This window comes from Bathymodiolus japonicus methanotrophic gill symbiont (assembly GCF_019721995.1).
Lineage (GTDB): Bacteria > Pseudomonadota > Gammaproteobacteria > Methylococcales > Methylomonadaceae > Methyloprofundus.
The window spans coordinates 1-24,014 of the sequence record NZ_BLYC01000016.1 but is presented as its reverse complement, the minus strand read 5'-3'; the positions used below and the strand labels follow the sequence as shown (position 1 = coordinate 24,014).

Below are 24,014 nucleotides of genomic sequence, written 5' to 3'. Positions count from 1 at the left end.
AATTATCAAAAAGACCTTATAGATCTCACCGGAAGCTCGCCAAATCTACTGACTCCATAATTTCCACCACCAAAATACTGAATCCAAGCAAACTCATCTGGACGACTACTTTTCGTATAGTTAGATGAACTCCAGTAACTACGACCCTTAAAATCACCCAAACCTTTTGCGTTTAAGTTTTTGTCCATTAAATACAGCTCATCACGCGAGGGTAAGTACCAGTCATCAAAGCCATTAAGCTCATAATTATTTGACACTCTAGCCGCAATCTCACCACTGTATGAATACCTTCCCACACAATTCGATTCAGAAATTATCTTAGTATTAGCCGCACCTGATCCGATAGCCGTGCCCGTCACACCCTCAAATTCTGTATTATAACAACCCCACTCATAGTTACCCTGGTCCTCCGGAGACGCTTCTAACCCTCGCATTCCGCTATCCGAAACATAAAATACCCAACCACCCGCGGGGCCTCTACCACCAAGTTTATAGGTAGGACAATCACCCCACTGAATTTCATCAGTGTTAGAGCAAAAGGTTAAGGCTAGAGGTTCGGTTCTATTCTCAGGAATAGGGGGTAATAATTCATTCAACCCCTCAAGGGCGACTCTATTTACCTTCAGTCCTTTCGAGTTCGTAAAAACACCCTCGGTGTTGGACGCTATAGCAACGAGTCTCCTTTCCTCCTCAATGTCAAGAACTAGACCCCCACCAGGAACACCAGGAACACCAGGATTCACAGGGGTAACACCATAAGCCATCACGGGTCCAGATAAAACCATCCCCATAACGCAAACCACTTTTTTCAATTTAAATACATTCATATTAACCAATACCTTCTCCAAAAATCATACAACATTTTCATGCATCCTACCAAGTTCTGCGGGTTCTATCGCAATAATTATTAAAAGCGCAGACCCTCTGTCCTTCAGGCATAACTATCCTGCTAAAGCCATAAACTGCTTATAAGCAGGAACATTTTCCTCAGACAATTGTCCCTTTCGGATCATATGTGCCGTTTCAATTCCATCAATGGTTGCTTGAGCGGAGTGAAACGCTTTAAAGCCCATCATCGGTTTTGTTATTTTTTTGATAAAGCGGTGATCCTGTTCGATGATGTTATTCAAATATTTAACCTGTAATATGTCGATCATAGTAGCAAACCCAGCGAGGATTAACAAGTGGGATAAAGAAGATAAACGGTTGAATAAAGAGCGGTATAGCAGAAAAAGATCGGCCTATTAAGCCTGAACGTGACAGTGCCTACCCGACCAAAACAGAGATTGCATTAGGCTTATTAAAAGAGTTTAAAGTTGCGCATAGCCTGATTAAAATTAAAGGGTACTGGCTTGAAGCGCTGTATGGTGAAAAAGCCTTTATGGCGGGGAGTCGCTATTTTTGCGAAAGCTTGTTTTGGGCATCCCAGCCCAAGCAAGCGGCAAAAACTTAACGCGACCACTTATGCCTCCGGCGGCCCCGATTCGTCCTCGTCACCTCGTCCCGACCCAACAAGGGGTCGGAACATAGGCTCCAAATGACTTGACGCCGTGTCGGATGGCCTTTTATTTTGTCTCCACCTTCGCTAACGCTCAGACTCCGACAAAACAACGGCCCTACGGCTATCGCGGACTAAAAATCATCACTTCGCTTAGGCTCCGTTTCCCTGATTTTCAGCGGACGAAGCCGCTAAAGAATCTGGAGGCTCGCAGGTGATTAGCCAATTACGTGAAAACCAAAATATTGAATATAGAGGTAGAATAAGGTCAGTCGAGAGCTACTTTAATTCGATTAACAAAGGCATTGATCAGATAATACGTGTACGTGGCGGCAAAGAGATTAAAGTGGCGGGGAGTCGCTATTTTTGCGAAAGCTTGTTTTGGGCATCCCAGCCCAAGCAAGCGGCAAAAACTTAACGCGACCACTAATGCCTTCGGCGCCCCAGACGTCCTGCGTACGTGCCACTTCGCCATTACCATCGTAAACTCGGTGCTGGCTTCGTAACACTCCCTCAAATGACTGGACGGCGTTTCGGAATGCCTTTTATTTTGTCTACACCTACGCTAGCGCTACGATTCCGACAAAACAACGGCCCTACGCCTTCTGGGGACTACCAGCCCTCGCTTTCGCTCTCCATGGCTGGCAGCGACTGTCAGCAGTGCACGATTAAAGGTGAGTTCACACAGTAAAAAACGCTTTGTCATTGCCTTAAAATATGACGGTGAAAACGACTATCGCTATTTAGTGGCGACAGACCTGACTTGGCGCACACAAGATATTATTCAAGCCTATACGTTGAGATGGCTGATTGAGGTTTTCTTTGAGGACTGGAAGCTTTATGAAGGATGGGGGCGTGAGGCCAAACAATTACAGGCGCGCCATGCTACCTCACGAAATTCCGGGACTCCTGTCGCCGTAATTCGTTCACCTACGCAGCGAATAGGAGATGCTCCAGCCGCCCTGCGTCCGCCACAGACTGAGCACAAAGCAGCTCAGTCATGGCTACCACAAATGGCTCTACGGCTATTCGGGATAAAATTTTAGCCTCCCTCGCGCGCTATCGCGCACTTCGGATTGGCAAATTTCCCTGCGCCTTCTGGAGACTATCAGCCCGTCCGGGGCTGACAGCGGATGAAGAGGGATCAAGCCGTGGCCTGATTCTGAGTCTTTTGTTTGACCATTGCCTTCTCCTTCACCCAGAGCAAATAGCCCGCATTGAAAGCAAACTACCTGCGTATACCGTAGGAAGCTTACAGCGCAAGTCTCAAATGGATGTACTGCTTGAGTTCATCACGTCATTGCTAGAGTTTCCAGATCCTGGTGATAAGCTGAAAGAGTTAGGTGAATTAATAAAGGATGTGTTTCAACTGATGCCATCAGGAAAACATATGATTGGCAGAGATTTAGGGCGCTTAGGGCCAACAGCATCATTAAAGTATTGTTCTGCTGGGTGAAGGTAAGAGTTTGATGGCAATGGGATGGAAAAACTTGAACATCGAGTGGAAAATAATGGATTCACAAAACGATCTCGTTTTTGAGCCTGTTGCTGCCTTATCTCCAGAGCCTCGCTATATTTTTTATCCGATGGATGAATCAATTCTGGCTGTTGTGTTTTTGAAATCTCTTCAAACACGCGCATTAAATTATAGCTCATTGCAGTCAGGCGCATTTGATTTTCAAGTGAGCGGGTATTGGAAGACCAAGCTTTAGTTTCCTTGAAATTACTTTTAGTGTTATTGAATGTCTTTTCAATCGTCCATCGCTTGAAATACAGCATGGCAATGGTTCCAGGGTTAATAGTCATTGGCAAGGTTGTCACAAACCGGTGAAGTTTTCCGGTTTCTGGATCACGGTAATCCACCACGTTAAATTTGATGCCCTTGTTTTCGTACACACTGTATGCTTCAACCCCTGTATTGATCTCATGGCGGGAGTCAAAAGGGATAGACTCAACCAGAGTCGCAATTGAATTTTCTTTTAGCATTGAAATCATGTAATTAGCATGTCGTTTCTGCCGATCCCACCAGACAAAGTCGGTGACGGCTTTATCGTAGACATAGAGATGTTTCTGAGAGCTGTTATTTCCCTTGTTTTGCTTTTCAATATGATCTCGTAACACAGGTATTTCTTGATGCCTCTGAGTTCCGTTTGTCACCAGACAAAGAAATCTGAGCAACCCACTTCTGAGATTCAACGCGTAAATCCCCCCGGCCGCATAAACTTTCCCCTTGCTGTTTTTTTCAGTATGGCAGGCATGATCAATAAAATGTCCATCCGCTGCTTCTATGGTGTATTCGTCAAGTTCCGGGAATGCTTTAACCAATCTTCGTCACTTTCATCTTTCTAAGCCATTGATTCATCGGTTTAAGCGATTTTTTGTCGATCGCTGTCAGCCCCGGACGGGCTGACAGCGCATGCGACAAAAATACTCTAAAAAATCCAACGTTTTATACAAAAACACAAAATCTGTAGTGCCAACTGGCTACTTTTTAAAATTTCAACCACAGGCGCGCCATGCTACCTCACGAAATTCTGGGACTCCTGTCGCCATAATTCGTTCACCTACGCAGCGGATGGGAGATGCCCTGAACGCCCTGCGTCCGCAACGACTACGCACAAAAGCCGCTTCGTCATTACTACCTCACTGGCTGGACGGCTATTCGGAATGCAATTCTTGCTCCTCTCGCGTGCTGCTAGCACACGTCGAATCAGCGAATTGCCCTGTCGCCTATCAGGGGCTAAAAATCACCACTTCGCTAAGCTCCGTTTCCATGATTTTCAGCGATTGATTTATAACAACTACATCATCAATAGTGACGAAGATGGGTTAAGATAATCAATGCCTTGCGATAGCAGTGTTTCAGCGTGAAGATGATAGCTCTGCTGTTCAAATGCCTCAAGCATACTTGTTCGTCTATGCGACTTCAGTGATTTAAAATACGTTGAGTGGGGAAGCCGCTGGCCATAAATCTGTTCATTGGTTTGGAGGAAATGGCGACCACTATCGACTACACTGATACTCGATGTTCAAGTTTTTGATATTGAGAAGGTAAAATCAGGTATTCTGAGGTTGTTGTAATTTTATCGGTGTAAGCCCATGTTAATGAATGCCCCAGCCACCTTTATCCAGAGCTATATTGACGATTTAAATGATGCGCTCAATCAGCTAAAACCCGGAGCCGCTTTGACACGGATTCAAGCCGCTTGGTTGGGCACTTGTTTAACGGGCATACTGCTAATGAACTCTGTTTGCTGGGCTAAGTTTGAGCGAGCAAGCCTTGGAGATTGCAAAGTAGCCGCATTATCCTGGGTGTTTCGTAAAGCAAGTATACCCTGGGACTGGTTGCTACGGGTGAGTGTGGTCTTAATTTTAAAACGTTATGGCATTACTGAAGGTGTGTTGGCCTTTGATGAATCAGACCGAGCACGATCTAAGTCTACAAAACGTATTTATAAGGTTTACAAGCAGAAACACAAAGGCTCCGGCGGGTATGTTAATGGACAAACGATAGTATTATTGCTGCTAGTTACCTCATCCATTACAGTGCCTGTCGGTTTTTTCTTTTATATGCCGGATCCAGCCTTAAAGCAGTGGGATAAAGAAGATAAACGGTTGAAAAATAGCGGTATAGCAAAAAAAGATCGGCCTATTAAGCCTGAACGTGACAGTGCCTACCCGACCAAAACAGAGATTGCATTAGGCTTATTAAAAGAGTTTAAAGTTGCGCATAGCCTGATTAAAATTAAAGGCGTACTGGCTGATGCGCTGTATGGTGAAAAGCCTTTATGGACGAAGCCGCTAAAGAATCTGGAGGCTCGCAGGTGATTAGCCAATTACGTAAAAACCAAAATATTGAATATAGAGGTAGAATAAGGTCAGTCGAGAGCTACTTTAATTCGATTAACAAAGGCATTGATCAGATAATACGTGTACGTGGCGGCAAAGAGATTAAAGTGACTGTCAGCAGTGCACGATTAAAGGTGAGTTCTCACAGTAAAAAACGCTTTGTCATTGCCTTAAAATATGACGGTGAAAACGACTATCGCTATTTAGTGGCGACAGACCTGACTTGGCGCACACAAGATATTATTCAAGCCTATACGTTGAGATGGCTGATTGAGGTTTTCTTTGAGGACTGGAAGCTTTATGAAGGATGGGGGCGTGAGGCCAAACAATTAGATGAAGAGGGATCAAGCCGTGGCCTGATTCTGAGTCTTTTGTTTGACCATTGCCTTCTCCTTCACCCAGAGCAAATAGCCCGCATTGAAAGCAAACTACCTGCGTATACCGTAGGAAGCTTACAGCGCAAGTCTCAAATAGATGTACTGCTTGAGTTCATCACGTCATTGCTAGAGTTTCCAGATCCTGGTGATAAGCTGAAAGAGTTAGGTGAATTAATAAAGGATGTGTTTCAACTGATGCCATCAGGAAAAAATATGATTGGCAGAGATTTAGGGCGCTTAGGGCCAACAGCATCATTAAAGTATTGTTCTACTGGGTGAAGGTAAGAGTTTGATGGCAATGGGATGGAAAAACTTGAACATCGAGTGATACAGCGTAATAACCCAATTATGGAAATATTCGAGTGGTGCTACCTTCAGGTGGGTTATAGGCTGCTTTGTTTAGGTACTTCGTAACTACTCAGCGTAATTTAAACTCATAACAGATTGATTTAAAATAATAATTAATGTATCTCTCTGCATTTTAGCCCAATTTTCACCCCTTTTTAAAGGTGAAAATGACTAAAGTCAGGTTAAATTAAAATATATCCATTTGATTTTAAAGTTAAAAAATACGCTGAGTAGTTACGGTACTTCTTCTTTCAATGGGAACACTGATGGATCATATGCAATTACTTATCTATGATTCCAACACGGTGCTGCCCTAGCAATAGTCAGGAGTCATAATAATGTCTAAAAAAACCATCTCCGAACAAGCGGAAAAACCAGCCTCTTCTACCGAGCAACCTCAATATAGCCGGCGCGAATTTATTCTCACCTCTGCCAAAGGTGTCGGTGTAACCGCATTTGCTGCGACTAGCCTTAACGACAGCGCTAAAGTATCTGCTGAAACTAGCGAGGCAGGCTCGGATTCAGAAATGCGACCGGTACCTAGATTAGCCAGTTTGTCTGACTTTGATCCAGATACTGCAGTTGATACCTGGTCAGAACTCTGGGTTTGGCGGCCTGATGATTGGCCTGGCAAGCAACTCAACTTAACCGTAGTCGAAAATGCCTCGCCTATTGCCATTACTGGTACCGGTTTTGAAAATATACGGCCCTTATTATTCAGCTATGGCGGTATTACTCCAGGCCCTACTATCCGCATGCCTGGAGATTCAACTTACTATCTAGAGCTGCGTAATTTGCTAGGTCTGGATGCTGGAAAGAGCTTTGTCGGCCCCTATCCAGATCCCAACGCATTACCCAAAGGCGTTAGTAAAGATGATATACCGCAAGACCCTCAAGATGACTGGTGTTTAGGTGAGCACACTAATGGCATTCATTCCGTGAATACGACCAATATGCATACCCACGGCTTACATGTACGCCCAGGATCCAATCCTGACGGTTCAATCTCTGACAATATCATCCTCAGAATCATGCCGCAGGCAGATTTTGTAGCCAGAGAAAATTCTGCAGACTCAGATTGTCGATTCTTGCGTGTTAACGAGCAGGTGGGAGATGCTAATTATGAATTTCGCTTAGGGGATATCGGTGCATCAGGAGCACCTCACCCACCAGGCACGCACTGGTATCATCCTCACGCGCATGGAGCGACACATAATCAGGTTGCTAGTGGCATGGCTGGTTTTTTTATTGTTGAGGGTGATGTCAATGAAGCAATTAATGAGCAACTTGTAGGCCCCGAATCTGAATACCCTAACTCTGACCCTCAGGTTCCAACCGGCCGTTATAAATATCGTGAGCGGCTGATGTTTATGCAAAATGTAAACCCAGGCAATGTTGCCGTGGATCCAGATGCAAATGGCGGAAAAGGTCAAGGTGCAGCATCATTTCCCACCGTTAATGGTAGATTTCTACCGAAAGTCATAACCATGCAACCGAGAGCAATTGAACGCTGGCGAGTCCTTAACGGCAGTGTCGATAGACGTAGCTATATTCGTTTTTTTATTTTAAAAGGACCACTCACTGTCTTCGAAAATGGCCAGATTGGACGCATTAATGCTTATGGTGGCTGCACTCCTCTGGATACATCAATAATTGAAAGCCTCAAACACAGGCGCGCCATGCTACCTCACGAAATTCCGGGACTCCTGTCGCCATAATTCGTTCACCTACGCAGCGGATGGGAGATGCCCTGAACGCCCTGCGTCCGCAACGACTACGCACAAAAGCCGCTTCGTCATTACTACCTCACTGGCTGGACGGCTATTCGGAATGCAATTCTTGCTCCTCTCGCGTGCTGCTAGCACACGTCGAATCAGCAAATTGCCCTGTCGCCTATCAGGGACTAAAAATCACCACTTCGCTAAGCTACGTTTCCATGATTTTCAGCGGCCGATAACGCAACTTGCTATGGATGGTGTTACCCTGGTGCGCGCTACTGCGAATGGCGGTTATGAATATTATATAAAAGACCTAAACTTTGATGCACCGCCTAATCCACTTGATTTCACCAATAAAGATACACCGCAAGATCGCATCGATAGAATTTCCGCCTGTTTTGCTAATGAAGAAAATGTCAAAGCAGCGTACAACCGCCCTAATGAAATTATGATGGCTCCAGCAAATCGAGCCGATATATTTTTCAGGCGCCACAGTTAAAAGGCGCTGAGACCAGTTTGGTTTACACCGTTGTGGCGCATTTTGATATCTTGCATAACGATAATTACGAGAGCGGGGAGTCGCTATTTTTGCGAAAGCTTGTTTTGGGCATCCCAGCCCAAGCAAGCGGCAAAAACTTAACGCGACCACTAATGCCTTCGGCGCCCCATTGGGGAGTCGCTATTTTTGCGAAAGCTTGTTTTGGGCATCCCAGCCCAAGCAAGCAGCAAAAACTTAACGCGACCACTTATGCCTCCGGCGGCCCCGATTCGTCCTCGTCACCTCGTCCCGACCCAACAAGGGGTCGGAACATAGGCTCCAAATGACTTGACGCCGTGTCGGATGGCCTTTTATTTTGTCTCCACCTTCGCTAACGCTCAGACTCCGACAAAACAACGGCCCTACGGCTATCGCGGACTAAAAATCTTCACTTCGCTAAAGCTCCGTTTCCAGGATTTTCAGCGGACGTCCTGCGTACGTGCCACTTCGCCATTACCATCGTAAACTCGGTGCTGGCTTCGTAACACTCCCTCAAATGACTGGACGGCGTTTCGGAATGCCTTTTATTTTGTCTACACCTACGCTAGCGCTACGATTCCGACAAAACAACGGCTCTACGCCTTCTGGGGACTACCAGCCCTCGCTTTCGCTCTCCATGGCTGGCAGCGAAGGCCTGCGCAAACTGGTAGCTCAGAATAATACTACGCTACCTAACTGGCCTGGAGATATTATTGTTGCCACCGTTGTCGTTTCGGGTGAACCGGTAGAAGGTGGCGACATAGATGTAAATGCTTTACCCCCAAGTCCCTGATTATCTGATACCAATCAGCGATGAAGACTTAACCGTCAACACTGCTGCCGAGGCTAATGCGCGTGACGTGGAACTCGGTAGTTTTCGTACTCGTGTGGTGAGCTATTCAGGCTGGGGCAATGCTGATTTCCCGATTATCGATGCACCTGCAAATTTTGTGGCAAAAAACCCGGAGTTGCTTAATATTACCTACGGTCCTATCACTCCAAATAGTGAGCGAATGGTGGTATTACCCCCTAATATTCGTACCATGGCAATCGACGGGCTCAAGTTTGACCCAACGGGCATACATCCGCAAATGTGGTTAGACAGCTCTGAAGAATGGGCTGTGTACAATAACTCACTAAGCTTATGGTCGGATAGAATCAATTCGGTTTGGCAGCCACATTAGGCAGGCAGAGCCGTTACACGAGCACAGGCAGAAGCTGAAGGCTTAAAGGCTATCAGTACCACTACCGTTGATCACCCGTTTCATATACATGTCAACCCCTTCTGGTTAAGTCGTGTGGATGTGCCGATTGCTGATGGCTCGCTTGTGAATATACTTACCGAACCGCGCTGGCTGGATGTCACCTGGCTACCTAGAAACCGTGGTCGTGCAGTATTTCGTTCGCGTTTTACTGATTATGTGGGCGAGTATGTCAACCATTGCCATATTTTAAAACATGAAGACAACGGTATGATGCAATTAGTGGAAGTTGTCGCCAGTGCGGCAGATAGTAATTATGTAGCCCGCTTTAAAGTGACCCAGAGCAATATGAGCACTGCTCAAGTCACTGCTATTTATCCGCGTGTCAGCCTGGCAGAAGCATTTTCTCAAAGTGGCTCTTTTGTTGATACAAATTCAGGTACTGGGCAAGTTTTTCCTGGTTTTGATATTCCAGGCTAAATTCACACACATAAACTCAACTAGCTGCCATTTGGAGTATTTTTTCAAAAGCTGTGCTAGAATCAGTCTAGGCGCATATCTGAGGATTGTTATGTGCCAATAATAATAACCACAACGAAGGTAATATCTATGAAATTTTTAAAAAGCACTATCGTAGCAGCCATGCTTGCTGTTTTTTTAGGTTCATTTTCATTGGCTGCTTTTGCTACGCCAAATGATGACGCTGTAAATCGCATTAGCGCCCATGTCGATGAAGCAATCAAGAGTCTTGATGCTAATGACCCAGATGCAGCTAAAGCTCATATCAAGCAAGCGAAACGCGCCAAGAAAGAACTTAACAGCGAACAAAATGCGCCTAAGATAGGCCGACTTTCAGCGCATTTTACTAAAGCTAATAAGTTTATTAAGAAATCTGACTATGCGAGTGCAAAGTCTGAGCTAGAAAAAGCTAAGCACGGGTATAAAGCGATTCAGTTCTAATCCATTTAGTACGTCATTGTATTGCATAGGTTATTAGATTAACATAAAAACTAATATTAAATTTTAGTATAGATGCTTCTTTGTGCATCCTGCAATACGGTGCTGAATCCGTTTAAAAATAAGCAATCAAATTAGATTTAACTTGATTGCTTATTTTTTTCAACCATCGGACAGAGCCTAAAACTTAGGCGATTGAATCTTGATAGTCCACAGAAAAATCATCCATCGATTTTATAACTTCTTCTGCATTATCCTGGTCATTAAGCTCAAAGCTGCTGACACCCACGCGGCTTAGATAATAAACCTGATCGCGCATATAGTCACCACTCACACGAATATCACCCTCAAATCCATAACGACTGCGTAATACGCGGGCATGAGTAAACGCACGACCGTCGGTAAACACTGGAAAATATAACTCTATTAACTGAAAGTAAACTAAATCATCGGCAATTTCTTCCAGCACAACATCAGGTTCTAACCTTAGCCCCAGGTGCTTAACCTTGGAAAGTTGATCGCGTTCTTGCTGCCACCGGACTAAAGACACAATAATATAATCAGCCTTTAATGGTGTTTCGTCGAAAATATATTCCCAGTTATCCTGAATAATTTTTTTTTCTTTAATGAGTTGCATAGACTTTCTCCTTGAATGGGCTAACGCCAACACGTCTGACGGTACTAAGAAAAGACTCATCTTCATGACTGCGCTGCGCAAGATAAACCTCAAGTATGCTCTTAATAACCGGGGTAATATCCTTTTTGCTTACAGCAGGTCCCAATCGTTCACCAATCGCAGCGTCATTTTCCGAACTTCCGCCCAGCGTAACCTGATACCATTCTACGCCTTTTTTATCCACACCCAGTATGCCGATATGTCCAACGCTTTGATGTGCACAACCATTCATACAACCTGAAATATTGATTTTCAGATCACCTAAATCATGCACATAATCCATAGAATCCAGCGTTTCATTAATCTCTTTAGCTACCCCGATCGAGCCAGCATTGGCTAAAGAGCAATAGTCCAGTCCCGGGCAGCAAATCATATCTGTTGCTTTGCCGATATTCGGCGTCGCCAGGTTTAATGCCTCCAGCTTTTGCCATAAATCAAATAAATCGGCTTGCGGCACATCAGCTAGCACTAAATTCTGTCGGTGCGTAGTGCGCACCATACCAAAGCTGTACTGATCCGCTAGATCAGCTATGGCATCTAGCTGACTTTCAGTGCAATCCCCGGGAGGACAGTCCGGTGCTTTTAGTGATATGTAAGCGGCACGGTAACCGGTTACTTTATGATCAGCAGTATTATGCTTGACCCATATTGCAAAATCCGGGTTATTTGCCCTTTTATCGTCATAACTTGTATCTTGTGCCGCACTCGCCAGATAAGCAGGCGGTGCAAATTGTGCCTGAATTTCTTTAATACGCTCAGAACTTAGCTCTAGCTTGTCTTTAATGAGTTCCCATTCAGCTTCAATTTTCTGCGTAATTTCGGCTAACCCGGTTTCCCTTACCAGAATTTTTATGCGTGCTTTATATTTATTATCTCTACGACCATAAAGATTATAGATGCGTAAAATAGCTTCCAGATAAGAGAGTAAATGTTTTTTCTCTAAAAAAGGCCTGACTACCTGGCCAATGACAGGAGTACGGCCTAAGCCACCACCAACGAAGACGGTAAAACCAACCTCACCTTGATCATTTTTAACTAACTGGAGTCCTATATCATGGAAGCGAATCGCTGCCCGGTCATGCTGTGCGCCAGTGACTGCAATTTTGAATTTACGTGGTAAATATGCAAATTCAGGGTGCAATATTGTCCATTGGCGAATGATTTCACAGTACGGGCGCGGGTCTTCCAGCTCATCGGTGGCAACACCAGCTAGTTGATCCGATGTGGTATTTCTAAGACAGTTACCACTGGTTTGAATAGCATGCATTTGCACACTAGCTAATTCCTCAAGAATATCAGGTACACGCTCCAGTGCTGGCCAGTTATACTGGATATTTTGCCGAGTGGTAAAATGACAAAACCCCTTATCATAATCACGGGCAATTGATGCCAGTTTTCTAATTTGTTTGCTGGATAGTAATCCATAGGGGCCTGCCACACGTAATAAAGGCGCATGTGTTTGAACATACACACCGTTCATTAAACGTAAGGCACGGTATTTATCTTCTGGAATTTCCCCTTTTAAAAAACGTTCGGTTTGATCACGAAACTGAGTGACGCGCTCGTCGATGAGAGTCTGATCTTTATCGCTATATTGATACATACAAATGTGCTTATGCAGGCAGGTTACATTGAATTAATAATCATATACTGCCAGCCATTAAATGACAATTTAAATATAAAATGCTAACATTAGGGGTTGAATTTAATGTAGTTTCATAATAAAAATAATTTATAAATTAAGAACCTAGAGGGAGGTCGTGTGTTTCGTTTATTTTTGATTTTTGCTGCGCTGTTTTGTATGCCGCAGTTGGCAATGGCTGAAGAGCAAATTGTTAGTTTAGGTCTTACTGGGACCGAGCGTGGTATTTATACTGTGCTGATTTTTATCATTGCTTATGGCTTTGTCATGGCGGAAGAATTTACCGGGTTACGCAAATCCAAGCCGGTTATTATCGCGGCTGCCGTTATCTGGGCTCATGCTGCTGTGCTAGCTGCAGAAGCAGGGGTTTCCACCGAAGCTTTGCATGAGGCGTTTGAGTTTAACCTGAAAGAATATGCGGCATTGATGCTGTTCTTGCTGGTTGCAATGACCTATATCAATGCTATGGCCGAGCGAAATGTATTCGAAGCACTGCGCTCCTGGATGATTAGAAAGGAGTTTGGTTATAAAAAATTATTCTGGATTACCGGTATTATCACTTTCTTTTTATCCGCTGTTGCCGATAACCTGACCTCAGCCCTATTAGTTGGCGCGGTAGTTCTTGCGGTTGGTAAAGATAATGAGAAATTTGTCGCCATAGGCTTTGTCAATCTGGTTGTTGCCGCTAATGCGGGGGGTGCGTTCAGCCCATTCGGTGATATTACTACCTTGATGGTATGGCAGGCAGGTTATGCGGAATTTTTTGATTTTTTCCAGTTATTTATTCCATCTGTCGTTAACTATGTTGTGCCGGCTTACTTTATGTGGCTAGCAGTACCCGATGAACAACCCGCTGCAACCAATGAAGCCGCAGTGGTATTAAAGCCCGGTGCGATCCAAGTCTGTGTCTTGTTTGCATTAACCATTGTTACCGCTGTTAGCTTTAAGCAGGTTCTGCATTTACCTCCTTTTATGGGCATGATGGCTGGTCTTGGTGTATTAATGGTTTATGGCTACAGACTTCAAGTACTGTATAAATCTGGCAGACATGAAGGACATAGTGAGTTTGATATCTTCGATAAAGTGCGTGATGCCGAGTGGGATACACTGTTTTTCTTCTTTGGTGTGGTTTTTGCTGTCGGTGGTTTAGGCTATATCGGTTATTTAGAGCTTATTGCTGCGGGTATGTATGATGGGCTCGGTCAAACGCCAGCGAATATTATCGTCGGGGTTGTTTCAGCGATTGTAGATAATATTCCAGTTATGTTTGCTGTGTTAAGCATGAACCTGGATATGGATTTATATCAATGGTTATTAGTCACATTAACTGCCGGTACGGGTGGATCAATACTATCAGTAGGCTCAGCAGCCGGAGTTGCGTTAATGGGCTCATCTAACCATAAGTATACTTTCTTCAGCCATATAAAATGGACGCCAGTCATTGCGCTGGGCTATATCGCCAGTATTATTGTGCATTATTTAATTAATGGTTAATAGCTGCACTAACAGGTACATCTAACGTGTAATATAGATGTAGGGCGTGGCTTCAGCCCGCTATTATCCTTATATAGAGGGAGTGGGAATTAAATTCTGCTCCCTTTTTTTATTTCTGAAACTATAACCCACATTGATATGACCGAGCATAGCTGGAAACAATCATTTTCTGCTTATTTTCGCCCCAAGATCCTAGGCATGTCTTTTCTAGGCTTTTCAGCCGGACTACCCTTTTTACTGGTTTTCTCCACGCTCTCTGCCTGGTTGCGAGACTCGGGCGTCACTTTGTCTGTTATCGGATTTTTTAGCTGGGTAGGCTTAACTTATTCCATTAAGGTGATCTGGGCACCCATAGTCGATCGCTTGCCCTTGCCTTTCTTAACCAGGCTACTTGGTAAGCGGCGCAGCTGGATGTTACTTGCGCAAGTAGGAATTTCCGCTGGTTTAATGACCTTGGCCGAATTAAACCCGCAGCTAGAAATTGAATTGATTGCCGTAACCGCAGTGTGGATTGCTTTTTGCTCTGCAACTCAGGATATTGTGATCGATGCCTATCGTATTGAAGCGATAGAGCCTGAGTATCAGGCGGCGATGGCAGCCATGTATGTATTTGGCTATCGGGTTGCCCTGCTTGTTTCCGGTGCAGGTGCTTTTTATATTGCCGAATACATCGGCTGGAATGCCGCTTATTCTGCTATGGCTTTATGTATGTTTATCGGCATTATGGCAACACTACTCAGCTCAGAGTCTAAGCACCCTATCAAGCAGCAGACTACTGAACTGGAAAACAAAATTGAAACGGCACTGGGCGTACAAGCGCTTCGAGGCATATTGCAGCGATTAAGCGACTGGTTTTCCGATGCGGTTATCAGCCCCTTTGCCGATTTTTTTGTCCGTAACGGCAAGACAGGTCTCTGGATTTTAGCTCTGATTGCGCTGTATAAAATGAGTGATATTACCATGGGCGTGATGGCTAACCCGTTTTATCTAGACCTAGGTTATAGCAAGACCGAAATCGCCGATGTCAGTAAGATATTTGGCTTTTTTATGACTATTTTCGGCGCCGCACTGGGCGGCGTATTAGTGATCCGCTACGGCTTGATGAAGCCCCTGCTATTAGGTGCAGTACTCGTTGCCAGCACTAATTTATTATTTGTTCTACTCGCACGCTCCGAGCCGAATCTGCAATTACTGGCAATCGTTATCAGTGCCGATAATTTAAGTGGGGGTATTGCCACATCGGTATTTATCGCCTACTTATCCAGTTTAACTAATAGTGCCTATACTGCTACGCAATATGCATTATTTAGTTCATTAATGACTTTGCCGGCAAAATTAATGGGTGGCGCGTCTGGTTTAATCGTTGATGCCTATGGTTATGCGATGTTCTTTTTATATGCTTCGTCAGTGGGTTTACCTGCTATATTTTTAGTGCTGGTATTGATGCATTTGCAAAACGACACTAAAAAAGCTCAAAACACCCCATCGTAGAGCGGACTTCAGTCTGTGTTCAACCAGTACTTGCAGTTGACGTTAGTAATTTTGATATGGAGAACGTAATGAGTGGATTACCATCAATACCAATGTATATTGTGCATTAGCTTATTAGCTTATTAGCTTATTAGCGGACTGAAGTCTGCTCTAGAGCGGAGGCAATCATGTTTGATACTTATCAAGCAACTGCTGATAGTATTGTGCTGACTCATTATTTCCTCGTTTTAAAGCACCACTGCTAAAGATACGTGCTTTTTTTAGCAGCATTTGTATGGCATCTTGCTTATTTTCTTCGCTTAGCTCACCTTGACTAATAATTTTTTCCAGGGTCTGTATTCTGAACCTATCCATGCCCCAGTATTTGTGCGATAGCTGATCTTCATGTCCGCCATATTTTTTGATTAGTTGCTGCTCTATAAACAAGACCGGGTATTTTGCACTAATACGTAACCATAGGTCGTAATCCTCGCAGGCCGGCAGGCTTTCATCAAACAGGCCGACATCATCAAAGACCGAGCGATGAATAATAATTGATGAGGGTGACATTGCACATAAGGGCAGGCATTGCTTGAAAATCCAGCCTCCTGCTTTTTTATGCTTGTGCATGGCATTGACTCTTACGCCCTTTCTAATCCATATTTCTTCAGTATGACAAATCTTGGTGTCAGCTGACCTTTGTAATGCCAGGAACTGGGTTGCCAGTTTTTCAGCCTGCCAGGTATCATCCGAATCCAGCAAAGCGATCCAGTCGCTTTTCGCCTGCTGTATACCTGCATTTCTTGCGGCACTTACGCCCTTATTGCTTTGCCTGATAACTCTCACCAGTGGAAATTCATCCGCGAGCATTTCCGCAGTGTTATCGATAGAGCCATCATCGACTACAATGATTTCATCCGGCTTCCTGCTCTGTTTAAACACCGAATTCAGCGCGCGCTTAAGTAGCGAGCAACGGTTATAAGTCGGGATAATCAGGGAAATTTCCATGCACGGTTTAATAGTTGTTTCTGCAAGCCCAGCCATAAGGCTTTATAAGTGCGCAATTTTACCGCAAGCAGTGACCTTAAATTATGTGGCAGATATTTTTTTTAAAGCAGCCCATTAGTGTGCTTGCTAAAGAATGAAGCTATTTTAGGCTAAATGCCACGGGGTTTTAGGTGATTTAACTTGTTTATTTGCAAGAAAAAGCAGATAAATGGTGTTTTCATTGAATTTACTTCTGTCCAATAGCAATACATAGCAGCTATTATGCCAAAACTGGCGACAAATTGTCGCGCGTCAAAATGCCACATTTGCAAAGTGTTTTTGCTCACATAAACTACGCCTAACTCTTGAATGCGTTCCTCTTCGGAATAATCAGAGCTATCTCCTTCCTCTAATGCGGCTGTAATGGCCGCATTTTTTTTCAAGAGGTTACCTATTATGAAACGAACAAATCACTCCCTCCCCAACACACCACTGTGTGCCGAGGAATTACTTAAACAGATAGTCTTTCACGAGGCTGGACATGTCGCGGCAATTTTTATCCGCAACCAGCAACAAAAATTACCGCCGGTTTACTTTCAGATTATTAATAAGAAGCAGCAAAAGCATCATGCCTATTTTGCCCAGATTTTAGGTGGCAGGTTAATTGATAACAGGCGCGCCATGCTACCTCACGAAATTCCGGGACTCCTGTCGCCATAATTAGTTCACCTACGCAGCGGATGGGAGATGCCCTGAACGCCCTGCGTCCGCAACGACTACGCACAAAAGCCGCTTCGTCATTACTACCTCACTGGCTGGACGGCTATTCGGAATGCAATTCTTGCTCCTCTCGCGTGCTGCTAGCACACGTCGAATCAGCGAATTGCCCTGTCGCCTATCAGGGACTAAAAATCACCACTTCGCTAAGCTCCGTTTCCATGATTTTCAGCGGGCGAAGTTTCCCAATAATTATTTATGGTAAAATTGAAACTATGCTACAACTATATGAAAAAATAGTCTTTTCATTCGTTTCAAATGCTATTGCCTAAGGGGAATTAAGTAGGGGTTTGCTATAAACATGGCAAAACCACCTAAAATAAACCTCGATACACCAGCATTGTGTATTTCAGCTACTCAATAATTGGGAAACTTCAGTTGATAATCTACCGGTGGTGGAAATAGAAAATAATTATCTAGGCTCGGATGCTGAAAGACTAAGTCTACAAAAAGCCTATGAGGCTGATGTGATTAATCTATTAACGGGGCCTTTGACAGAAGCAAAATATGTTGCTCAGCGGGACGGTGAAATATTTAATGCACACCTGGTTAACTGAAGTTTCCTAGTTTTTAAAGCATAAGAATATCAGCTAATGCTTATTTTTCTGAAATATTAGGTATTACTAATATTAATGCCATTCCGCTGACTAAAAGCCTTGAATTCTTTTTAAAAACAACAGGTTAATCGTGAATGAGGTCTAGTTTTACTGTATAATAAAAGTTTATAACACATTGATTATACAAATAAAACGACCTCATTCATGTTCATTTTACGCAATATTTTACTCCCGCTTCAAGATCATTTTTCCGAAACCACTTTAGGCCGCGAACGAGCCTCTCTGTTTGTTTACACTCGATGTTCAAGTTTTTTAACTGATTGACTTTATTGATAATTTTACTGACAAAGAAAGCATCAACATCATTGTAAATCAATCACTTATAAAACAAAGCCGGAAAAATGTACTTTTCTTAGCCCAGTTATAGCTGAAAACTTGAACACCGAGTTTTAGTGTTATTGAATGTCTTTTCAATCGTCCATCGCTTGAAATACAGCATAGCAATGGTTCCAGGGTTAATAGTCATTGGCAAGGTTGTCACAAACCGGTGAAGTTTTCCGGTTTCTGGATCACGGTAATCCACCACGTTAAATTTGATGCCCTTGTTTTCGTACACACTGTATGCTTCAACTCCTGTATTGATCTCATGCTGGGAGTCAAAAGGGATAGACTCAACCAGAGTCGCAATTGAATTTTCTTTTAGCATTGAAATCATGTGATTAGCATGTCGTTTCTGCCGATCCCACCAGACAAAGCCGGTGACGGCTTTATCGTAGACATAGAGACGTTTCTGAGAGCTGTTATTTCCATTGTTTTGCTTTTCAATATGATCTCGTAACACAGGTATTTCTTGATGTCTCTGAGTTCCGTTTGTCACCAGACAAAGAAATCTGAGCAACCCACTTCTGAGATTCAACGCGTAAATCCCCCCGGCCGCCTGAACTTTCCCCTTGCTGTTTTTTTCAGTATGGCAGGCATGATCAATAAAATGTCCATCCGCTGCTTCTATGGTGTATTCGTCAAGTTCTGGGAATGCTTTAAGATAATCAATGCCTTGCGATAGCAGTGTTTCAGCGTGAAGATGATAGCTCTGCTGTTCAAATGCCTCAAGCATACTTGTTCGTCTATGCGACTTCAGTGATTTAAAATACGTTGAGTGGGGAAGCAGCTGGCCATAAATATGTTCATTGGTTTGGAGGAAATGGCGACCACTATCGACTACACTGATACAGCGTAATAACCCAAGGCGAATAAAGTCGATATATCCTTCAACTCTGGGCATGAACGAGCCCACAAAGGATGACGCTCTGCTAACAGGGCACGTTCCATACTTTCATTGCAGTGTTGGTGAATATGTTCAGAGAGTGGTAGGTCTTTAAGCATGGGTGATATCCGTTTATGAGGTGATTAAAACGGAAATTTTTAGAAGAATTTTTTCGGCAATTGCAAGCTTTATTTGAAATTATTTGTTGTTTTTTTACGGTGCCTACAGAGTGTCTATTTGCTGTTATAAGTGATTAAAATCAAAAAGATGGAAATAATGGAAATATTCGAGTGGTGCTACCTTCAGGTAGGTTATAGGCTGCTTTGTTTAGGTACTTCTTCTTTCAATGGGAACACTGATGCCATTATCACTAAAGTAGGCAAAAATATCTTCGGCTGTGAAGCCATTTTTGACCACGCGGCCAAATCGAATCAAAGCAAATATCCATGGGCACAAAATATTGTATCGGTAGGGTTGCTGAAACAGGTCAAAGGTCGCTGGGCGTGCTTATTTTTAGATTTCCGATTTTATCTGCCCTTAAAAACAATTCAGGCAAAAAAAGAAACCGCCACGATAAGAGGTGATGTCGTTCCTTTCCAGACCAAGATGGCTCAGGCGGCTCAAATGCTGATTGCAATTGCAGAACATTTTTCCACCGCTCCGATATTGACAGTCACTGATAGCTGGTTTGGCAACAACGCTGACGTGGATTTACGCGGATCGTTTAAAAACCGATCCGGAACGTCGGCACAAAGTGAAGGGGCGAGCCAGTTTCGCATTTTCAGATATCCGCCGCATCATTGCCGAAGCGGCTTTGGATCCGGATTTTGAAAGGGTTTGCCCCAAATACAGCAGCTCCCCTGTAAATTCGGTGGTAGCCGTTTTATTGCGAATGGTTCCTTGATGAATTTCTAAGAAACTTCAGCTGGTTAATATCATCGCCTTAAAAAATTATGGTGGGCACTCAGACATAGAGCAGGCATACCGTTATTTAGAATACTTTATCCCTTGTGCTGCTGAGCGTGAATTAAAAATTAGTGAACTTTTTATGAACTGAAGTTTCCCAATAATTATTTATGGTAAAATTGAAACTATGCTACAACTATAGACTTTCAGAAAATTAATTTCCGAACAAACAAAAACGACAGAGGGGAAACTGGCTTATAATTTTCGTCCCAACACTAACGGAAACAGTCAAAAATGGTATCCCTCACTTTTTCAAAGTCAATTGTAGACCGACTAAAAAAAATATGGCGACAGCTCTCAAGCTAAGTAATATTTGTTTATATCGATTAACTCAAGCTCTACTCTGGTTCAGTGAATGCATGGGAATCAAAGAAATAGCACGCCTAATGTGAGTCTGTGAAAAAACCATTATAAATTGGCTGAAAACATTCATGCATAAAGGTGTCGGTTGGTTAATAGGGCAACACTATCAAGGACGTGGTCGGAAGTCAAAGTTAACTAAAGACCAGAAAAATAAATTGGTTGAGTTGATAAAGAAAGGCCCAGAAGACAATGGATTTCATTGTGGAATATGGAATACTGCGATGATTGCCGAGCTTATTTGGTTAAAATTTGAAGTTCGTTATAACTTGAACTATTTATCAAGCCTAATGAAAAAACTGGGCTTCAGTTATCAAAAAGCTCGTTTTGTGACTGATCGCCAAGAAGAAGAAAAGTACGAGCTTGAAAGAAAAACGTGGCTGGAAGAAACATTGCCTGCCATTATGGAAAAGGCGCAGGCGCGCCATGCTACCTCACGAAATCCCGGGACTCCTGTCGCCATAATTCGTTCACCTACGCAGCGGATGGGAGATGCCCTGAACGCCCTGCGTCCGCAACGACTACGCACAAAAGCCGCTTCGTCATTACTACCTCACTGGCTGGACGGCTATTCGGAATGCAATTCTTGCTCCTCTCGCGTGCTGCTAGCACACGTCGAATCAGCGAATTGCCCTGTCGCCTATCAGGGACTAAAAATCACCACTTCGCTAAGCTCCGTTTCCATGATTTTCAGCGAAAGAGTGTCGTTTTATTCGGTGATGAGGTGTCATTTGCTATGTGGGGTTCATTGGCACGAACCTGGGCTCCAATAGGAGAGCAACCCACAGTGAAAACATCAGGGATTCGAAAAGGGTTGAAAATGTTTGGTACGATCGAACTCGAAGGAGGGAGTTTTCAATACCGAGAATCATTGGCTTATGAGATAAAACCAAAGTCACTTAGACTTTTAAAAGAAGCTGGGCTGCCTCAAGAATTTTTAGCTATTCTTAAAAGCTTAAAAAATGAGAAATATCCAACACAGAAGCTTTTTATGGAAGCGATATATTCTATTGCCGACAACGTCTTAATCGAGAGTTATAAGCCAATGATATTACAACACGCTGAAACATCTGGGCGTTTTAATGGTGAAAGCTATGTTGAGTTTTTAACACAATTGCTGGCTTATTATAAAGGCAAGATTATTCTAATTGAAGATGGTGCCCCGTATCATGGAAGCGGTGTTATTAAGGAATTTAAGTTAGCTAATGTAGATCGTTTGACAGTAGAACGTCTCCCTGCGTTCTCGCCGGATTTTAATCCGATTGAGAAATTATGGAAAAATACGAAACGCGATTCGACTCATATGAAGTATTTTAAAACTTTTGAAGATCTTCATGATTCAGTTGTGCAAACTTTTAACACTTATATGCATGATGCCAGTAAAGTGATTTGTGTTATGCAAAAATTGCGGGAAGATTTCGTTGTTACCGCCTAAGTTTAAGCGCTCCAAATTTGGAAATTATTTATCTGAGAAACTATATATGAAAAAAACAGTCTTTTCATTCGTTTCAAATGCTATTGCCTAAGGGGAATTAAATAGGGGTTTGCTATAAACATGGCAAAACCACCTAAAATAAACCTCGATACACCAGCATTGTGTATTTCAGCTACTCAATAATTGGGAAACTTCAGTTTATGAAAGCATTCCGCTTTATAGATAAGCCACGCAACTGGAAATGCATCAAGACCTTTGCTAATTATTTACTTGAAAATGACCAGATGAATATTTCATGTGAGCAAGCCAGTGAAGTATTGCAGCCATTTTTAGTGGTCATTGACCAATACTTCGTACCGCTACCGTGAGCGCGCGAAGTCTGTACATAACTGCTATGATAGTGAGGCAACTAGCAGCAAATAACTCGCGGGAAAAACATGCAACAAAATACTATTACAGAGCAAATGACCCAGGCAGGGCAAAAGATTGAACATGACTCATTTGCCATAGTCGACCAGGAAGTCGGCAGCCACAATTATTCAGCGTCTGAATGGAATATCGTGCGCAGAATGATCCATGCTACGGCTGATTTTAAATTTAATGGGCTGACAAAATTTCACCCGGATGCGGTATCGTCAGGTCTGCATGCTATTCAGCAGGGCGCAAATATTGTTGCCGATGTAGAAATGATCTGTGTAGGCTTATCCAAACCCCGGTTAGGTCATTTTGGCGTGAGCACGCATCATTTTATTTCTGATGCGGATGTAATTACTCAGGCAAAAGCGGAAAATACTACACGTGCAGTACAGGCGATGCGCAAGGCTCAGCGCTTGGATTTACTGCAAAATAGCATTGTTGCCGTTGGTAATGCGCCGACGGCTTTGCTGGAAGTCATCCGCATGATAAAAGCAGAAAATGTCCGTCCAGCATTAATTGTCGGTATGCCAGTAGGCTTTGTTTCTGCAGCAGAATCTAAAGCAGAAACGGCATTATTAAAAGATATTCCCTGGATTATTACTCAAGGACGTAAAGGCGGTTCGACTCTTGTTGTGGCTGCTAATCACGCGCTATTAGCGCTCGCAGAGCAGGCAAAAAATGGGTAGAGCGGACTTTAGTCCGCAATAACCATTTTATAGAGCAGGCGGACTGAAGTCCGCTCTACAGTCTAGTTACATTGCGGATATTTGCCTTGAGCCTGTGCCTCACTGCGTAGCTTTAATGCTTTGGGCATTTGCTCTTGCAAGTCTGTAATACGGGCTGCATGTGCAGGATGCGTGGACATGAATTCAGGTGGTGCTTCGCCACCTGCTTTACCCATATTAACCCAGAGCGTCACACTTTCCTCCGGGTTAAAGCCAGCTTTTGCCATCAAATCCAGCCCGTAAATATCAGCCTCCGATTCATGCGCCCGACTAAAGGGCATGATAATGCCATATTCAGCGCCAACGCCTAATAGTCCCATACCTGCTTGACCTAGTTCTGACTGTGGGTTAATGATAGCCTGACTAATAGATAAACCCTGATTAACCATGGTTTTTTGCGAAACACGCTCGTTACTATGGTTTGCTAAAACATGCGCGACTTCATGGCCTAATACTGCGGCCAGCTGGTCCTGATTTTGCGCAACATTCAACAGTCCGGTATGTACGCCAATTTTTCTACCCGGAAGTGCAAATGCATTGGCAGATGGCTCTTTAAATACTACCACTTCCCAGTCGCCGCCCACTTCATTGGTGATAGCCGTAGCGACACAGCGCACATAGGCATTGATTTTTGCATCGTGTTCTATGGGCATTTCTTTTTTTAGGTTATTAAATGACTGCTCCCCCATTTGCTGCATTTCACTATTAGACATCATCAGTAATTGACTGCGTCCAGTAGGTGATGTTGCACAGCCTATTAATAGGCTGGTTGTTAGCG

General features: G+C 43.5%; 34 protein-coding genes and 3 pseudogenes. 24 read left to right on the top strand and 13 right to left on the bottom strand.

From position 1 onward, the window contains the following. Positions 1-5: 5 nt before the first annotated feature. On the bottom strand, positions 6-827 hold the full coding sequence (locus K6984_RS18315; protein ID WP_221896826.1) for a DUF1566 domain-containing protein: 822 nt from the start codon (positions 825-827) through the stop codon (positions 6-8). Positions 828-941: 114 nt separating this feature from the next. After that, positions 942-1,154: pseudogene (locus K6984_RS18310) on the bottom strand (DDE-type integrase/transposase/recombinase); the annotation flags it as partial. 247 nt (positions 1,155-1,401) lie between these two features. On the opposite strand from K6984_RS18310, the gene K6984_RS34140 reads away from it, so the two are divergent. From K6984_RS34140 to K6984_RS36365, 4 genes and pseudogenes are all read left to right on the top strand, one after another. Then, a complete protein-coding gene (locus tag K6984_RS34140; protein WP_263458600.1) occupies positions 1,402-1,530 on the top strand; it encodes a hypothetical protein in 129 nt (42 codons plus the stop codon). Positions 1,531-1,557: 27 nt separating this feature from the next. Beyond that, positions 1,558-1,716: a hypothetical protein gene (locus K6984_RS18305; RefSeq protein ID WP_221896825.1), complete on the top strand. Its 159-nt coding sequence runs from the start codon at positions 1,558-1,560 to the stop codon at positions 1,714-1,716. Beyond that, positions 1,713-1,916: a hypothetical protein gene (locus K6984_RS18300; protein WP_221896824.1), complete on the top strand. Its 204-nt coding sequence runs from the start codon at positions 1,713-1,715 to the stop codon at positions 1,914-1,916. Before K6984_RS18305 ends, K6984_RS18300 begins: the two co-directional genes overlap by 4 nt. A 226-nt stretch (positions 1,917-2,142) precedes the next feature. Continuing rightward, positions 2,143-2,394, top strand: a pseudogene (locus K6984_RS36365) (IS701 family transposase); the annotation flags it as partial. Here the strand turns inward: K6984_RS36365 and K6984_RS18295 are convergent. Further along, positions 2,337-2,486: a hypothetical protein gene (locus K6984_RS18295; RefSeq protein WP_221894623.1), complete on the bottom strand. Its 150-nt coding sequence runs from the start codon at positions 2,484-2,486 to the stop codon at positions 2,337-2,339. The pseudogene K6984_RS36365 and the gene K6984_RS18295 sit on opposite strands and share 58 nt — an antisense overlap. 12 nt (positions 2,487-2,498) lie before the next feature. Between K6984_RS18295 and K6984_RS18290 the strand changes: the two genes are divergently transcribed. After that, positions 2,499-2,954 (top strand): hypothetical protein, encoded by a 456-nt coding sequence (locus K6984_RS18290; protein ID WP_221896823.1) that lies wholly within the window; start codon positions 2,499-2,501, stop codon positions 2,952-2,954. On the opposite strand, the gene K6984_RS18285 is transcribed toward K6984_RS18290, so the two are convergent. Continuing rightward, a complete protein-coding gene (locus K6984_RS18285) occupies positions 2,864-3,823 on the bottom strand; it encodes a transposase (protein ID WP_221896822.1) in 960 nt (319 codons plus the stop codon). The two genes, K6984_RS18290 and K6984_RS18285, sit on opposite strands and share 91 nt — an antisense overlap. Positions 3,824-4,073: 250 nt before the next feature. Here K6984_RS18285 and K6984_RS18280 point away from each other — a divergent pair, with 250 nt between their 5' ends. The 11 genes from K6984_RS18280 (at position 4,074) to K6984_RS18240 (ending at position 10,469) form a co-directional block, all read left to right on the top strand. Beyond that, positions 4,074-4,289: a hypothetical protein gene (locus K6984_RS18280; RefSeq protein ID WP_147883717.1), complete on the top strand. Its 216-nt coding sequence runs from the start codon at positions 4,074-4,076 to the stop codon at positions 4,287-4,289. A gap of 308 nt (positions 4,290-4,597) precedes the next feature. Further along, positions 4,598-5,326 (top strand): transposase, encoded by a 729-nt coding sequence (locus tag K6984_RS31340; RefSeq protein ID WP_230988170.1) that lies wholly within the window; start codon positions 4,598-4,600, stop codon positions 5,324-5,326. Then, positions 5,287-6,003, top strand: coding sequence for a hypothetical protein (locus tag K6984_RS31335; protein WP_230987978.1), 717 nt, complete (start codon positions 5,287-5,289; stop codon positions 6,001-6,003). Before K6984_RS31340 ends, K6984_RS31335 begins: the two co-directional genes overlap by 40 nt. 407 nt (positions 6,004-6,410) lie before the next feature. Next, positions 6,411-7,790 (top strand): cupredoxin domain-containing protein, encoded by a 1,380-nt coding sequence (locus tag K6984_RS18270; RefSeq protein WP_221896821.1) that lies wholly within the window; start codon positions 6,411-6,413, stop codon positions 7,788-7,790. Between the two features lie 20 nt (positions 7,791-7,810). After that, the gene (locus K6984_RS18265) at positions 7,811-8,029 is read left to right on the top strand and encodes a hypothetical protein (RefSeq protein WP_221896820.1); all 219 of its coding nucleotides are present in this window, start codon (positions 7,811-7,813) and stop codon (positions 8,027-8,029) included. Further along, on the top strand, positions 7,954-8,289 hold the full coding sequence (locus K6984_RS18260; RefSeq protein ID WP_221896819.1) for a hypothetical protein: 336 nt from the start codon (positions 7,954-7,956) through the stop codon (positions 8,287-8,289). Before K6984_RS18265 ends, K6984_RS18260 begins: the two co-directional genes overlap by 76 nt. Positions 8,290-8,475: 186 nt before the next feature. Continuing rightward, a complete protein-coding gene (locus K6984_RS34135; protein ID WP_263458596.1) occupies positions 8,476-8,604 on the top strand; it encodes a hypothetical protein in 129 nt (42 codons plus the stop codon). Positions 8,605-8,631: 27 nt separating this feature from the next. Continuing rightward, on the top strand, positions 8,632-8,793 hold the full coding sequence (locus tag K6984_RS18255; RefSeq protein ID WP_221896818.1) for a hypothetical protein: 162 nt from the start codon (positions 8,632-8,634) through the stop codon (positions 8,791-8,793). Between the two features lie 284 nt (positions 8,794-9,077). Beyond that, the gene (locus tag K6984_RS18250; protein ID WP_221896817.1) at positions 9,078-9,491 is read left to right on the top strand and encodes a hypothetical protein; all 414 of its coding nucleotides are present in this window, start codon (positions 9,078-9,080) and stop codon (positions 9,489-9,491) included. Between the two features lie 51 nt (positions 9,492-9,542). Beyond that, a complete protein-coding gene (locus K6984_RS18245) occupies positions 9,543-9,989 on the top strand; it encodes a multicopper oxidase domain-containing protein (RefSeq protein ID WP_221896892.1) in 447 nt (148 codons plus the stop codon). Positions 9,990-10,118: 129 nt separating this feature from the next. Further along, the gene (locus K6984_RS18240) at positions 10,119-10,469 is read left to right on the top strand and encodes a BAR domain-containing protein (protein ID WP_221896816.1); all 351 of its coding nucleotides are present in this window, start codon (positions 10,119-10,121) and stop codon (positions 10,467-10,469) included. A 184-nt stretch (positions 10,470-10,653) separates the two neighbouring features. Here the strand turns inward: K6984_RS18240 and K6984_RS18235 are convergent, their stop codons facing one another. Beyond that, a complete protein-coding gene (locus tag K6984_RS18235) occupies positions 10,654-11,103 on the bottom strand; it encodes a DUF934 domain-containing protein (protein WP_221896815.1) in 450 nt (149 codons plus the stop codon). After that, entirely contained in the window at positions 11,090-12,745 is a 1,656-nt protein-coding gene (locus K6984_RS18230; protein WP_221896814.1) for a nitrite/sulfite reductase, read from the bottom strand. Before K6984_RS18230 ends, K6984_RS18235 begins: the two co-directional genes overlap by 14 nt. Before the next feature lie 198 nt (positions 12,746-12,943). Here K6984_RS18230 and nhaD point away from each other — a divergent pair, with 198 nt between their 5' ends. Further along, positions 12,944-14,278, top strand: coding sequence for a sodium:proton antiporter NhaD (gene nhaD, locus K6984_RS18225; RefSeq protein ID WP_221896891.1), 1,335 nt, complete (start codon positions 12,944-12,946; stop codon positions 14,276-14,278). A 138-nt stretch (positions 14,279-14,416) separates the two neighbouring features. Continuing rightward, positions 14,417-15,769, top strand: coding sequence for an AmpG family muropeptide MFS transporter (locus K6984_RS18220; protein WP_230988167.1), 1,353 nt, complete (start codon positions 14,417-14,419; stop codon positions 15,767-15,769). Between the two features lie 165 nt (positions 15,770-15,934). Here the strand turns inward: K6984_RS18220 and K6984_RS18215 are convergent, their stop codons facing one another. The 3 genes from K6984_RS18215 to K6984_RS18205 all read right to left on the bottom strand — a co-directional run bounded on the left by K6984_RS18215 (position 15,935) and on the right by K6984_RS18205 (position 17,519). Next, positions 15,935-16,792 (bottom strand): glycosyltransferase family 2 protein, encoded by an 858-nt coding sequence (locus K6984_RS18215; protein WP_230988166.1) that lies wholly within the window; start codon positions 16,790-16,792, stop codon positions 15,935-15,937. Positions 16,793-16,905: 113 nt separating this feature from the next. Then, positions 16,906-17,178 carry a hypothetical protein gene (locus K6984_RS18210; RefSeq protein WP_221896813.1) on the bottom strand — a complete coding sequence of 91 codons (273 nt, stop codon included), beginning with the start codon at positions 17,176-17,178 and terminating at the stop codon, positions 16,906-16,908. Positions 17,179-17,339: 161 nt separating this feature from the next. Beyond that, positions 17,340-17,519 (bottom strand): hypothetical protein, encoded by a 180-nt coding sequence (locus K6984_RS18205; RefSeq protein ID WP_221896812.1) that lies wholly within the window; start codon positions 17,517-17,519, stop codon positions 17,340-17,342. On the opposite strand from K6984_RS18205, the gene K6984_RS18200 reads away from it, so the two are divergent. After that, positions 17,476-17,784, top strand: a complete 309-nt coding sequence (locus tag K6984_RS18200; RefSeq protein ID WP_221896811.1) for a hypothetical protein — start codon at positions 17,476-17,478, stop codon at positions 17,782-17,784. The two genes, K6984_RS18205 and K6984_RS18200, sit on opposite strands and share 44 nt — an antisense overlap. Positions 17,785-18,490: 706 nt before the next feature. Here the strand turns inward: K6984_RS18200 and K6984_RS18195 are convergent. Together K6984_RS18195 and K6984_RS18190 are read right to left on the bottom strand one after the other, a co-directional pair. Further along, positions 18,491-19,351, bottom strand: a complete 861-nt coding sequence (locus K6984_RS18195) for a transposase (RefSeq protein WP_221896810.1) — start codon at positions 19,349-19,351, stop codon at positions 18,491-18,493. Beyond that, entirely contained in the window at positions 19,288-19,452 is a 165-nt protein-coding gene (locus K6984_RS18190; RefSeq protein WP_221894278.1) for a hypothetical protein, read from the bottom strand. The genes K6984_RS18195 and K6984_RS18190 overlap by 64 nt, the downstream gene beginning before the upstream one ends. 130 nt (positions 19,453-19,582) lie before the next feature. Here K6984_RS18190 and K6984_RS18185 point away from each other — a divergent pair, with 130 nt between their 5' ends. Together K6984_RS18185 and K6984_RS36360 are read left to right on the top strand one after the other, a co-directional pair. Continuing rightward, on the top strand, positions 19,583-20,164 hold the full coding sequence (locus K6984_RS18185) for a transposase (protein WP_221896809.1): 582 nt from the start codon (positions 19,583-19,585) through the stop codon (positions 20,162-20,164). A 566-nt stretch (positions 20,165-20,730) separates the two neighbouring features. Further along, a pseudogene (locus tag K6984_RS36360) lies at positions 20,731-20,961 on the top strand (hypothetical protein); the annotation flags it as partial. A gap of 11 nt (positions 20,962-20,972) precedes the next feature. On the opposite strand, the gene K6984_RS18180 reads toward K6984_RS36360, so the two are convergent. Beyond that, positions 20,973-21,188 carry a hypothetical protein gene (locus K6984_RS18180; protein ID WP_221896901.1) on the bottom strand — a complete coding sequence of 72 codons (216 nt, stop codon included), beginning with the start codon at positions 21,186-21,188 and terminating at the stop codon, positions 20,973-20,975. Here K6984_RS18180 and K6984_RS31330 point away from each other — a divergent pair. From K6984_RS31330 to K6984_RS18170, 3 genes are all read left to right on the top strand, one after another. Continuing rightward, the gene (locus K6984_RS31330; RefSeq protein ID WP_230988165.1) at positions 21,145-21,432 is read left to right on the top strand and encodes a hypothetical protein; all 288 of its coding nucleotides are present in this window, start codon (positions 21,145-21,147) and stop codon (positions 21,430-21,432) included. The two genes, K6984_RS18180 and K6984_RS31330, sit on opposite strands and share 44 nt — an antisense overlap. Further along, complete coding sequence (locus K6984_RS35795; RefSeq protein ID WP_338024553.1) at positions 21,396-22,094, top strand: transposase; 699 nt, start codon at positions 21,396-21,398, stop codon at positions 22,092-22,094. The genes K6984_RS31330 and K6984_RS35795 overlap by 37 nt, the downstream gene beginning before the upstream one ends. Positions 22,095-22,531: 437 nt before the next feature. Next, positions 22,532-23,197 (top strand): precorrin-8X methylmutase, encoded by a 666-nt coding sequence (locus K6984_RS18170; protein ID WP_221896807.1) that lies wholly within the window; start codon positions 22,532-22,534, stop codon positions 23,195-23,197. A gap of 62 nt (positions 23,198-23,259) precedes the next feature. Here K6984_RS18170 and K6984_RS18165 read toward each other — a convergent pair. Then, positions 23,260-24,014 (bottom strand): M48 family metallopeptidase (locus tag K6984_RS18165; protein WP_420831683.1); only part of this gene is annotated, 755 nt, incomplete at its 5' end.